This window comes from Streptomyces sp. ISL-100 (genome assembly GCF_018614615.1).
Lineage (GTDB): Bacteria > Actinomycetota > Actinomycetes > Streptomycetales > Streptomycetaceae > Streptomyces.
Window position 1 is genome coordinate 174,599 of sequence record NZ_JAGGOK010000049.1, and the last position, 11,756, is coordinate 186,354.

Here is an 11,756-nt window from a genome sequence, read left to right on the forward strand (position 1 = left end):
CGCACTGATGGACTTCCGTCTCACCGACGACCAGCGTGCGCTCCAGGCAGGCGTACGGGAACTCCTCGAAGGGCGCTTCGGACGCGAGCGGCTGCGGGCGGCGGTCGACAAGCCCGGTCCGGGCCCGGACGCCCTGGACCGGGCGCTGTGGCGGGAGCTCGGCGACGCCGGGTTCTTCGCGCTGCGGCTGCCCGAGGAAGACGGCGGGGTGGGCCTGGGCCTGCCCGAAGCAGTCCTCGCCTTCGAGGAGGCGGGCCGCGCGCTGCTCCCCGGCCCCCTGGTGGCCACGCACCTCGCGGCCGGCACGGTCCCGGGAGCGGCCACCGGCGAGACCGTGGTGACGAGGGTGGACGGTGAACTGGTGGAGTGGCTGGACGCGTCCGATCACGTTCTAGGGAACGCTTCGGGGGCCGTGCCCGTACGTTCTGTGGACCCGCTGACGCCGCTGCACCGCCTGCCCGGGGACGTTCTGGGGCAGGTTCGGCGGGACGTTCCCCGAAACGTTCCCGAGGCCGCCCTTCTGACCGCCGCCGAACAGCTCGGCAGCGCCGCCCGTACCACCGAGGTGGCCGTCCAATACGCGCGCGAGCGCGAACAGTTCGGCCGGCCCATCGGTGCCTTCCAGGCGGTGAAGCAGCTGTGCGCGCAGATGCTGGTACGCGCGGAGGTGGCGCGCTGCGCGGTGTACGGGGCCGCGGTGACCGGTGACCCGGTGGAGATTGCCGGGGCCAAGCTGCTCGCCGACGACGCGGCGGTCCGTAACGCCCGTGACTGCCTCCAGGTGTACGGCGGCATGGGCTTCACCTGGGAGGCCGACGTACACCTGCATCTGAAGCGCGCGTGGGTGCGTGCCGAGCGGTGGCAGACGGCAGGGGACGCGGCGGAGACGCTGGCGGCGGCGCTGCTGTGACGGGACGACCAGGGCGACCGGGACTTCTGGGGTGTCTGGGACTTCTCGGGCGCCTGGTGTGCGTTCTGTGGCCGTACGTAAACGGGCGGTTACTCAATCCTGCGACTGGTGAGCGATTACCGTCCGTCGATATCGGGTTGTGTCCTTCGCGTGACTCGTCACGGGCCGGAGTCGGGGGTGCGCTCCGGTACCCTCCGTGGGATGCGAGTGGTTGTGATGCGCAGCTGTCCCGGCGTTGCCTTGGTGGTGACTGCGGGCCGCGAGATGTGCGCCGCTCGCGCCGTGCGGAGGCGTCGTGCGCGCCCCTGTTCGACTCCCCGCAGAGTGCGTCGCACAGTATGCACCACGCGTACTCCTTCGCGCTGGAATATGCCCGAAGCGCTTGTTGTGGTGACTGTACGTCAACCATGCTGTCCCATAAGGGAATCACGTTCCGTGACCCTGTGGAGACGCGAGGCGATGTGTCCGCCGGTTCGGATGGTGTGAGCGGTGCAGGTGCTTCAGGTGCAGTTGGAGGTAGGGGCCGACCCCGCCGAGGTGGGGCGCGCTCGGAGGTGGGCTCGCTCGCGGCTTGCCGGCTCCGGGATAAGAGTCGATGAGCCGTTGGCCGAGACCCTGATCCTGCTCATCTCGGAACTGGTCACCAACGCGGTGGTGCATACGGGCTGTCCGGCCGTACTGCGCATGCTCTTCGGCACCGCCGACGACGGCACGGTCCGGGTCGAGGTCGCCGACGCCAGCGCCCGCCCGCCGAGGCCCCGGCACGCGGACGGCGACGACACCAACGGGCGGGGACTGGAGCTGGTCGACGGCCTCGCCGATCGTTGGGGCTGGCAGTCCGAGGGGGCGGGCAAGCGGATCTGGTGCGAGGTGGACCGGGGGGCGCCTGTTGTTGCATCGGGGGCGTACGAGGCGACTGCGTATGAGCCGTCGTGCGCTGTCACAAATAGTGCATAAGTAGCAAATCGCCGATCAGGTGTTGACGGTTCGTGATGGCCTGATGACCCTTGGACGAGGCGATTCGCTGTGAGGGGACGCCGAGGATTCCCGTCCTTGGCGAGTGCGGGTCGTGGTTCGGCGTCAGTTCCTTCGAGGGCAAGAGGGGGGCAGGGCCTGTACGCCGGAGCCGGGTGGTGGCCCTTGTGCCGTGCTCGGGGCGTGCGGGAGTGCGTCGCCACCCGGCTGTTCAAACCCCTGAAGGGCGGCCAGGGGTCAGGGGCCAGAGATCAGAGGATCGCTACTGGGGCGACCGGGGTGCCCGTTCCCCCGACGAACGGCTCCGGCATCGCGGAGAGCAGGAAGGCGTACCGCCCCTCCTCCGCACAGGCTGTGGACAGCTCCTCCAGATTCCAGTTCTGGCCCTGGAGCATGCCCATCTCGACGAGGTCGAGGGCGTGTACGGGCAGCCACAGGTTCTCGATCTCCGGCGGGAAGATCTCGAAGGTGAGGGTGTCGTTCGCGACCGCGGCGACGTCGCGGGCGTGGAACCACTCGGGCGTACGGACGGACAGGCCCGGGGACGGGTAGCCGTAGCCGTGCTTGTCGCCCGCGAGGTAGACCTGGATCTGCCCGGTCCGTACGAGAACGATGTCGCCGGCCCGGACGGTCGTACGCGCCAGCTCCTCGGCGGCTTCGAGGTCCTCGGGCGTCACCGCGTGGTCCCCGGCCAGCCGGTCCACTCCGCGCGCGCGGGCCACGTCGAGCAGCACGCCGCGTGAGACGACGTGCCGCGCCTTGTCTATGCCGCTGAAGCGGGCTCGGGTGTGGGGGGTGATGGTGTCGGCCGGGCGGCCGTTGTAGATCTTTCCGGAATGCGACGCGTGGGTGAGGGCGTCCCAGTGGGTGGCCGCCTGGAGCCCCATGGTCACGGCGTCGTCGCTGGTGGCGACGGTGCCGGGGCCGAAGAGCTCCTGGTTGATCTGGACCATGGAGTGGAGTGGGTTGACGCGGCCGGGGATCAGGCCTGTCTGTACGCCGTCCTGGTCGAGGGGGAGCGCGAGGGGTATGCGACGGCCGGTGCGGATGGTGGTGGTGGCGGCGGTGCGTACGACTTCGTCGGTGATGAGGTTGAGGGTGCCGATCTCGTCCTCGGCGCCCCAACGGCCCCAGTTGTTCACGCGCTTGGCGATGTCGTGGAACTCGGCCGGCAGTGACATGGGGCCTCCTCGGGGCTTGTGTCCGGGTGAGTGCGTGGGCATAAAATCTAACGGTCCGTCAGAAACCGCGGGAAGGGGCCGGACGTGGGGAACTTCTTGGCAGGCAAGGTCGTCGCCGTGACAGGTGCCGGGCGTGGCATCGGACGGGCGGTGGCTCTGGCCTGCGCGGCCGAGGGGGCGCGGGTCGTCGTCAACGACTACGGCGTCTCGATGGAGGGCTCGCAGCCGACGAGCGAGGTCGCCGAGGCGGTGGTGAAGGAGATCGAGGCGGCGGGCGGCGACGCGGTCGCTGTCGCGGACGACGTCTCGACGATGGCGGGCGGGCAGCGGATCGTCGATGTGGCGCTGGCGCGCTACGGGCGGGTCGATGGGGTGGTGTGCGTCGCCGGGATTCTGCGCGAGCGGATGCTTTTCAACATGGCGGAGGAGGAGTGGGATCCGGTTGTCGCGACGCACTTGAAGGGGACGTTCACGGTCTTTCGGGCGGCGTCGGCGGTGATGCGCAAGCAGGGGGGCGGCACGCTGATCGGTTTCACGAGCGGCAACCATCAGGGGAGCGTCGCCCAGGCCAACTACAGCGCGGCGAAGGGCGGGATCATCTCGCTCGTGCGGAGCGCGGCGCTCGGGCTGCACAAGTACGGGGTTACGGCTAACGCGGTGGCTCCGGTGGCGCGTACGCGGATGTCCGCGAACGTACCGATGGAGCTGAAGGAGATCGGGGAGCCTGAGGATGTGGCGGCGCTCGTTGTGTATTTGCTCTCCGAGCGGGCGCGGGAGGAAGGGATCACCGGGCAGGTTTATACGGTCGCCGGCCCGAAGATCGCGGTGTGGGCGCAGCCGAGGGAATTGCGGGCGGGGTACGCGGAGGGCGGGGCGTGGACGCCGGAGCGGATCGCGGACTTTTTGCCGGGGACGGTGGGGGTGGATCCGATGCCGATGCTGGCGCGGGTGGAGGCGATGGCTGAGGCGGCGTCGAGGAAGGCACGGCCGAACGCGTGAGGCGGGGGCGGGGGGTGGCGCGGGTGCGGGTGCGGGTGTGGTGTGGTGCGGTGCGGGCGTGTGCGTGTGTGCGGGTTCGGGGCCGCTGCGCGGGGCCTTCCCCGACCCGCCCCTTCCCGCTGTGACACTTTGCGGCTCCGCCGCGTGGGGGCGCTGCCCCAGACCCCGCTCCTCAAACGCCGGAGGGGCTGGATTTGGCTGACGTGCATTTCGGCTCGTTCGGAGCCCCAGTTACGCAACGAACAGGAGACCCCACCGTGGACTTCGCCTTCGGTGCCGACGACGACGCGTTCAGGACTGACGCCCGCGAGTGGCTTGCCGCGCATCGCGGGGACGCGGGCGGCCGGATCTGGGAGCGGGAGCTTGGCGAGGGCGGGTGGATCGGCATCGGGTGGGAGGACGGTGGGGCGTACGGGAGCCGGCGGGCCGGCCTTACCCAGCAGGTCGTCTGGGCGGAGGAGTACGCCCGCGCCCGCGCCCCCGCCAGAGCCGGGCACATCGGGGAGAACCTCCTGGCTCCCACCCTCATCGCCTACGGGAGCGACGCCCAGAGGCAGCGGTTCCTGCCCGCGATCGCGCGCGGCGAGGAGCTCTGGTGCCAGGGGTACAGCGAGCCCGGCGCCGGGTCGGACCTGGCCGGGGTGCGCACCGTCGCCGTACGGGACGGGGGCGCGTACCGCGTCACGGGCCAGAAGATCTGGACCTCCCTCGCCCAGGACGCCGACTGGTGCTTCGTCCTGGCCAGGACTGGGGAAGCAGAACCCGGCGGCCGGCGCCACCACGGGCTTTCGTTTCTGCTGGTGCCTATGGATCAGCCGGGGCGCATCGAGGTGCGGCCCATCCGGCAGATGACCGGGACCAGCGAGTTCAACGAGGTGTTCTTCGACGGGGCCCTGGCCCGCGATGTGGTGGGCGGCGAAGGCAACGGCTGGCGCGTAGCCATGGGCCTGCTCGCGCTGGAGCGCGGAGTGTCCACGCTCGTGCAGCAGATCGGGTTCGCGGAGGAGCTGAAGGAGGTCGTGCGGCTCGCCGTCGAGGAAGAGAGTCGCGGTGGGGGCGCCGGGGATCCTGTCGTACGCGCCCGGCTCGTCCGGCTGTGGGCAGAGCTGCACACCATGCGCGCCAACGCCCTGCGTACGCTCGGCACTTCGGGCGGTGGCCCAGGCGCCCCCAGTGTCGCCAAACTCCTCTGGGGCGGCTGGCACCAGCGGCTCGGTGAGCTCGCCGTTCAGGTGCGGAGCGCGGCCGCGACGGTCGGACCGTACGACTGGGACGAGGAGCGGCCGTACGAACTCGACGCGCTCCAGAGGCTGTTCCTCTTCAGCAGGGCCGACACCATCTACGGCGGCTCCGACGAAATCCAGCGCAACATCATCGCCGAGCGCGTGCTCGGCCTACCGAGGGAGTCGGGATGAGCGGCGGCATGCGGGGTGTTGTGTTCGACGGGAAGGCGGTTCAGGTCGTCGACGACCTGGAGATACGGGACCCGGGGCCCGGTGAGGTCATGGTCGCCATCGGCGCGGCCGGGCTGTGTCACAGCGATCTGTCGGTCATCGACGGGACGATCCCCTTCCCGTCCCCCGTCGTGCTCGGCCACGAAGGCGCGGGCGTCGTCGAGGCGGTCGGCGCGGGGGTGACGCATGTCGGGCCCGGTGATCACGTGTCGCTGTCGACCATCGCCAACTGCGGGGCGTGCGCGCAGTGCGGCCGTGGCCGGCCGACGATGTGCCGCAAGGCGATCGGGATGCCCGGGCAGCCCTTCTCGCGCCGGGGCGGCGAGCCGCTGTACCAGTTCGCGTCCAACTCCACCTTCGCCGAGCGCACGATCGTCAAAGCCGTCCAGGCCGTCAAGATCCCGAACGACATCCCGCTGACCTCGGCCGCGCTCATCGGCTGCGGCGTCGTGACGGGCGTGGGCGCCGCGCTGAACCGGGCGAAGGTCGGCCTCGGGGACACCGTCGTCGTCATCGGGACGGGCGGGATCGGGCTGAACGTCATCCAAGGCGCCCGTATCGCCGGGGCGTCGGCCATCGTCGCCGTCGATTCCAATCCGGCCAAGGAGGCGGTCGCGCGGCAGTTCGGTGCGACGCATTTCCTTCCGTCGGCCGCCGACGCGGATGCGGTACGGGCGATCCTGCCGACCGGCGCCGACCACGCCTTCGAATGCGTCGGCAAGACCGCACTGATCCGGCAGGCGATCGACCTGCTCGACCGGCACGGGCAGGCGGTGCTGCTCGGCGTACCGGCCGCGACGGCCGAGGCGTCGTTCCTCGTCTCCTCGATGTACCTGGACAAGTCGATCCTCGGTTGCCGGTACGGTTCTTCGCGCCCGCAGCGGGACATCGCCCTGTACGCCGAGCTGTACCGGGAGGGCCGGCTGCTTCTCGACGAGCTGGTGACGGAGACGTATCCGGTGGAGGACTTCGCGAAGGCGGCGGACGACGCGCATCACGGGCGCGTGGCGCGCGGAGTGCTCACGTTCTAGGCCCACCTTCCAGTCTCACTCGCGCTGAAGGACGCCCTGCCCGCGCGCCACCTGGCCGCCGGGTTCTCGCTGATGTACGCGGCGGCGGCCGTCGGTTACGCGTCGAGTGCGGCGCTGTCGGGCGTACTGCTCGCGGTGGCGTCACCGACTGCGGCGATCCTGGCGGGAGTCGGGCTGACGCCGGCGCTGACGGCGGTGAGTGCGCCGGCGGAGTGGCGGGGGCGGCCGGTCTCAGTAGCTGGGGCTTCAGCCGATCGAGCTTCAGCCGGTGGAGCTTGTGCCGGTGGTGTGGAAAGTGCGGCGGTAGACGGTCGGTGGGACGCCGAGAGCCGCCTGTAGGTGCTGGCGGAGCGACGTCGCCGTACCGAAGCCGGCGTCGCGGGCGATCCGGTCGATGGACAGGTCGCTGGATTCGAGGAGGTGCCGCGCCCGCTCGACGCGCTGCTGGGCCAGCCACTGGCCAGGGCTGATCCCGGCTTCCTCGCGGAACCGGCGCGTGAACGTCCGTACCGACATCGATTCCTGCTCGGCCATGTCCCGCAGTTGGATCGGCTCGTGCAGACGGGCCAGTGCCCACGCCCGCGCGGTCGTCGTGGTCGCCAGCTGGGGCTCCGGGACCGGGCGGTGGATGTACTGGGCCTGGCCGCCCTCCCGGTGCGGCGGTACGACGCTGCGGCGGGCCACGGCGTTGGCGATCCCGCTGCCGTGGTCGCGCCGCACGATGTGCAGGCACAGGTCGAGCCCGGCGGCGACACCGGCGGAGGTCAGTACGTCGCCGTCGTCGATGAACAGGACGTCCGCGTCGACCCGCACGGAGGGGAACAGGCGCTGGAAATGTTCGCCCGCCGACCAGTGTGTGGTGGCGGGGCGGCCGTCGAGGTAGCCGGCCGCGGCGAGGACGTAGCCGCCGGTGCAGATGGAGACCATGCGGGTGCCGGGGCGTACGAAGGCGAAGGCGGCCTTGAGGTCCTCGGTGAGCACACCCTCGTCGTAGACGCGTCCGAGCTCGTACGAGGCGGGGATCACGATGGTGTCGGCCGTGGCCAGCGCCTCGGGGCCGTGAGCGACGTCGATGGAGAAGTCGGCGTCCGTACGGACCGGGCCGGGTGGCCGGACCGAACACGTCACGGTCTCGTAGAGGTGCTCGCCAGCCGCGCTTTTCGCGAGGCCGAAGATGCGGTGCGCGATGCCGAGTTCGAAGGGGAGCAGTCCGTCCAGTGCGAGGACGACTACGCGGTGCGGCACGGCGTACTCCTGTCTTATTCGCTGGCTGGTACAGACCTCAAGCTGGTACATGTCTCCGCTGTGACGGACAAGCGCCCAGCAGCCCAGGACATTCCCGAGACGGCGCCACGAGAGCCGCAACCGGTCTCCCGGCCGTCCCTCTGGAACCGTAACTTCCGGCTCTTCTTCGTGGCCCGTACGGTCGCGGTCTTCGGCGACGGCATGGTCCCCGTCGCCCTCGCCGCGGGCCTGCTCGGCGCCGGCCACCCCGGCTCGTCCGTCGGCTACGCCCTCGCCGCGTGGATCGGCCCCTTCGCGGTGCTGGTCCTCTTCGGCGGCGTACTCGCGGACCGCTTCACGCCCCGCCGGATGATGATCACCGCGGACGCGCTGCGGCTGGTCGGCGCCTCGGTGCTCGCGGCCTCCTTCGCCACCGGCGATCCGTCGGTGTGGGTGGTGTACGGGCTGAGCGCGGTCAGCGGTGTCGGCGCCGCGCTCTTCCAGCCCGGGGTGGCTTCGATCGTCCCGCGCATCGCGCACGACGTACAGCAGGCGAACGCGGTCCTGCGCGTCTGCGAGGCGCTCATGACCATGGCGGGCCCGGCCTTCGCCGGGCTCGTGGTCGGCCTTACCGGCGGCGCGGGTGCGGGCGCGGTCTTCGCCGCGAACGCCGTGACCTTCGCGGTGAGCGGCATCTTCCTGTTCCTGCTGCGGCTGCCGCCGGTCGGTGACCCGGTGAAGCGCGGCTCGCTGCTGGCTGAACTGGTCGTCGGGTGGCACGAGTTTACGGCGCGCAGCTGGCTGTGGGGCGTCATCGCGATCTGGACGGTGTACGGGCTGACCGTCGCCGGCCCGATGCTGCCGCTGACGGCCGTCCTGGTGACCGAGGCCCACGGTTCGGGAACGTACGGCGCGCTGATGGCGGTCAATGGCGCGGGCAGCGTCGCGGGGGGCCTGCTGGCGCTGCGCCTGCGGCCGCGGCGGCCGCTGGCGGCGGGGGCGGTGGCGCTGCTCGGAGTGGTGGCGAACCTGCTGGTGCTGGGGCTCGGCATGCCCGTACTCGGCCTGGGAATCGGGCAGTTCGCCGGCGGTGCGGCCTTCGCGTTCTGGCTGGTGATGTGGTCGACGACGGTCCAGACGCACGTCCCGGCCGATGCGCTGAACCGAATGCACGCGTACGACGTCTCCGGATCGCTGCTGATGATGGCGGCGGGCCGGGCGCTGGCGGGTCCGGTGGCGGAGGCGCTGGGCGCGGAGAAGGTGCTGCTGGCCGGGGTGGTGATCATGCTGGGGGTGGTCGGGGTGCTGCTGGGGGCGCGGCCGATCCGGGAGCTGAGGCGCGTGGCCTGAGGCCGCGAGAAACGGCTCGGCGTGTCCCGATCCTTGCGAACCGTGACCGTCGGGCCACTCGTCCGAGATCTCGACGCCCACGAAGCTGAGTGACGTGACCCAGACAACCGAAGCCGCCCCGCACGCCACCCCCGGGCCCGCCCGACCCCGTCGTCAGCCCCGCCCGCGGCGCAGCCGCCGAATGTCACCGCACCGCGCGTGGTTCGTCGCGGCCGTGGCGTTTGTGACGATCATCGGCGGGGCCGCCTTCAACTCCCTGCCCGGCCTCCTCATCGGCCCGCTGCACCAGGAATTCGGCTGGTCGCGCGGCGAGATCGGGCTCGCGGTCTCCATCGACATGGCGCTGTACGGCCTGACCGCGCCGTTCGCCGCCGCCCTCATGGACCGCTTCGGCATGCGCAGGGTGGTGGTCGTGGCGCTGAGCATGGTCGCCGCGGGCGCCCTGCTGAGCGTCTGGATGACGGCCAGCTGGCAGCTGATGCTCTACTGGGGCCTGCTCGTCGGCCTCGGCACCGGCTCGATGGCGATGGCCTTCTCGGCGACGGTCACCAACCGCTGGTTCGTCGCCCGCCGGGGCCTGGTCACCGGCGTCCTGACGGCCGCGGGCGCGTCCGGCCAGCTGGTCTTCCTTCCGCTCTGCGCCTGGATCGTCGAGAACCACGGCTGGCGGCCCGCCTCCGTCACGGTCGCGCTCGCCGCGCTGGTCGTCGTCCCGTTCGTCTGGCTGCTGCTGCGCGACCACCCGGCGGACGTGGGGCTGGCGCCGTACGGCGGGGAGTTCGTCCCGAAGCCCGCGCCGCAGACGGGCGCGGCGAAGCGCGCGGTCACGGTCCTCTTCGCGGCGGCGAAGACCGGCCCCTTCTGGCTGCTGGCGGGTACGTTCGCGATCTGCGGTGCCTCGACGAACGGCCTCATCCGTACGCACTTCGTGCCTTCGGCCCACGACCACGGCATGCCGATCACGGCAGCTGCCTCACTGCTGGCCGTCATCGGCATCTTCGACGTCATCGGCACGATCGCCTCCGGCTGGCTCACCGACCGCTTCGAGGCGCGCCGCCTGCTCGCCGTGTACTACGCGCTGCGCGGCGTCTCGCTGCTCTTCCTGCCGATGCTGATGGCCCCGTCCGTCCACCCGCCGATGATTTTCTTCATCGTCTTCTACGGGCTCGACTGGGTGGCCACGGTTCCGCCTACCCTCGCCGTGTGCCGTGAGCAGTACGGCGAGGACTCGGCCATCGTCTTCGGCTGGGTGCTGGCGTCGCACCAGGTGGGAGCGGCGGCGGTCGCGTTCGCGGGCGGTGTGGCACGGGATGTGTTCGGCTCGTACGACGTGGTCTGGTACGCGGCGGGGGCGCTGTGCGCGGCGGCGGCGCTGATGTCCCTGGTGATCCGCAGGAAGCCGGCGTTCGTTGGGGAGGTCAAGGGCTGAAGCGGCCGAACCTGCCCCGGTGGAACAGCAGGGGATCCCCCTCGTCCGTCCCGCCCAGCGCCTCGACCCTGCCGACCACGATCAGGTGGTCACCGCCTGTGTGCACGGTCTGGATGCGGCAGTCGATCCAGGCCGGTACGGAGTCCAGCAGCGGCGACCCGGTGACGGGCGCCGGCCCGTACCCGACGCCCGCGAACTTGTCCGCCCCGCTCACCGCGAAACCGCGGCACAGGTCGCCCTGGTCCGCGCCGAGGATGTTGACGCAGAAGACGCCGGCGCGGGCGATGCGCGGCCAGGTCGTGGACGTACGGGCGACCATGAAGGTGACCAGGGGCGGGTCGAGCGAGAGGGAGGCGAAGGACTGGCAGGCGAAGCCGGCGGGCCGGCCCTCCGGATCGGTGTTCGGTGCTGTGATGACGGTGACGCCGCTGGCGAAGTGGCCGAGTACGGAGCGGAATTCGGCCGCGTCGACCGGCAGCCGCTCGTCCGCGCCGACCGCCCGCAGGTCGGGGCGCGGCAGCGCGTCGTAGGGCTCGGCGGCCGTGGGGGCGCCGACCGACCTGAGGTATCGGACGGCGGTGGCCGCCATCCCTGCGTGTCCCATCACGCTGTCCATTGAAGCTGACGGTTCGTCAGATTGGAAGGGCGCGGGCGGGCGAGTGCAACCCCTGCCGGGGCACCGGCGTCAGAGGTGACGGGAGGGGTGCTGGATGAAGACGTGGCGCAGGGCGGCAATGGGTTGGGGCGTGGCGCTGATCGCCGAGGTGCTGGTCCTGGCCTCGGCCATGGCGCTGGTCGGCCCGCATGCGAGCCCGTACGAGGGTGACTTCCGGGCGGCGCTGTGGGCCGTGCTGCGTGCGGGCGCTTGGCCGGGGGCAGTGGGGACGTCGGCGGTGCTCGGTGGGCTGTGGTTCGTTGCGCCCGGCGCCCGGTCCCGGTCCGGTAAGCCGTACCGGGGAGCGCCGGTCGTGTACGTCCCCGTCGTGGCGGCGGCCGGCGCGCTGCTGTGGCCGGCGTCGTACATGCCGTACGGCGGGGCCTGGGTGATTCTGTGCCTGGCCTTCGCTGTGCCGGCCGCGGCGGCGAGTGCGGCGGCGGGGCGGATGCGGCGTGGCGGGGCGGTCGCGGTGGGGGTGGGGCTGGCCGGGCTGTCGTGGCTGGTGGTGCCGTTCGTGGAGGCGCTCTACCTCTGATCTTGGCCAG

At 71.3% G+C, this 11,756-nt stretch carries 11 protein-coding genes; 8 read left to right on the plus strand and 3 right to left on the minus strand.

The window, feature by feature from the left end:
• Positions 1-7 precede the first annotated feature (7 nt).
• Together J7E89_RS22100 and J7E89_RS22105 are read left to right on the plus strand one after the other, a co-directional pair.
• The gene (locus J7E89_RS22100) at positions 8-910 is read left to right on the plus strand and encodes an acyl-CoA dehydrogenase family protein (protein WP_214976086.1); all 903 of its coding nucleotides are present in this window, start codon (positions 8-10) and stop codon (positions 908-910) included.
• 489 nt (positions 911-1,399) lie between these two features.
• Complete coding sequence (locus J7E89_RS22105) at positions 1,400-1,867, plus strand: ATP-binding protein (protein WP_214976087.1); 468 nt, start codon at positions 1,400-1,402, stop codon at positions 1,865-1,867.
• Positions 1,868-2,136: 269 nt separating this feature from the next.
• Here J7E89_RS22105 and J7E89_RS22110 read toward each other — a convergent pair whose 3' ends face one another.
• Positions 2,137-3,066 (minus strand): cyclase family protein, encoded by a 930-nt coding sequence (locus tag J7E89_RS22110; protein WP_214976088.1) that lies wholly within the window; start codon positions 3,064-3,066, stop codon positions 2,137-2,139.
• 84 nt (positions 3,067-3,150) lie between these two features.
• Here J7E89_RS22110 and J7E89_RS22115 point away from each other — a divergent pair, with 84 nt between their 5' ends.
• The 3 genes from J7E89_RS22115 (at position 3,151) to J7E89_RS22125 (ending at position 6,550) form a co-directional block, all read left to right on the plus strand.
• Positions 3,151-4,065 carry an SDR family NAD(P)-dependent oxidoreductase gene (locus J7E89_RS22115; RefSeq protein WP_214976089.1) on the plus strand — a complete coding sequence of 305 codons (915 nt, stop codon included), beginning with the start codon at positions 3,151-3,153 and terminating at the stop codon, positions 4,063-4,065.
• 257 nt (positions 4,066-4,322) lie between these two features.
• Positions 4,323-5,480, plus strand: coding sequence for an acyl-CoA dehydrogenase family protein (locus J7E89_RS22120; protein WP_214976090.1), 1,158 nt, complete (start codon positions 4,323-4,325; stop codon positions 5,478-5,480).
• 8 nt (positions 5,481-5,488) lie between these two features.
• Positions 5,489-6,550: a Zn-dependent alcohol dehydrogenase gene (locus tag J7E89_RS22125; protein WP_214976118.1), complete on the plus strand. Its 1,062-nt coding sequence runs from the start codon at positions 5,489-5,491 to the stop codon at positions 6,548-6,550.
• A 261-nt stretch (positions 6,551-6,811) separates the two neighbouring features.
• On the opposite strand, the gene J7E89_RS22130 is transcribed toward J7E89_RS22125, so the two are convergent.
• Positions 6,812-7,846 carry a GlxA family transcriptional regulator gene (locus tag J7E89_RS22130; RefSeq protein ID WP_214976091.1) on the minus strand — a complete coding sequence of 345 codons (1,035 nt, stop codon included), beginning with the start codon at positions 7,844-7,846 and terminating at the stop codon, positions 6,812-6,814.
• A gap of 39 nt (positions 7,847-7,885) precedes the next feature.
• Here J7E89_RS22130 and J7E89_RS22135 point away from each other — a divergent pair, with 39 nt between their 5' ends.
• A complete protein-coding gene (locus J7E89_RS22135) occupies positions 7,886-9,124 on the plus strand; it encodes an MFS transporter (RefSeq protein ID WP_308315562.1) in 1,239 nt (412 codons plus the stop codon).
• A gap of 94 nt (positions 9,125-9,218) precedes the next feature.
• A complete protein-coding gene (locus J7E89_RS22140; protein WP_214976093.1) occupies positions 9,219-10,553 on the plus strand; it encodes an MFS transporter in 1,335 nt (444 codons plus the stop codon).
• Here the strand turns inward: J7E89_RS22140 and J7E89_RS22145 are convergent.
• Entirely contained in the window at positions 10,543-11,142 is a 600-nt protein-coding gene (locus J7E89_RS22145; protein ID WP_214976119.1) for a flavin reductase family protein, read from the minus strand. The two genes, J7E89_RS22140 and J7E89_RS22145, sit on opposite strands and share 11 nt — an antisense overlap.
• A gap of 121 nt (positions 11,143-11,263) precedes the next feature.
• Here J7E89_RS22145 and J7E89_RS22150 point away from each other — a divergent pair, with 121 nt between their 5' ends.
• The gene (locus tag J7E89_RS22150) at positions 11,264-11,746 is read left to right on the plus strand and encodes a hypothetical protein (RefSeq protein WP_214976094.1); all 483 of its coding nucleotides are present in this window, start codon (positions 11,264-11,266) and stop codon (positions 11,744-11,746) included.
• The last annotated feature ends 10 nt before the right edge of the window (positions 11,747-11,756 follow it).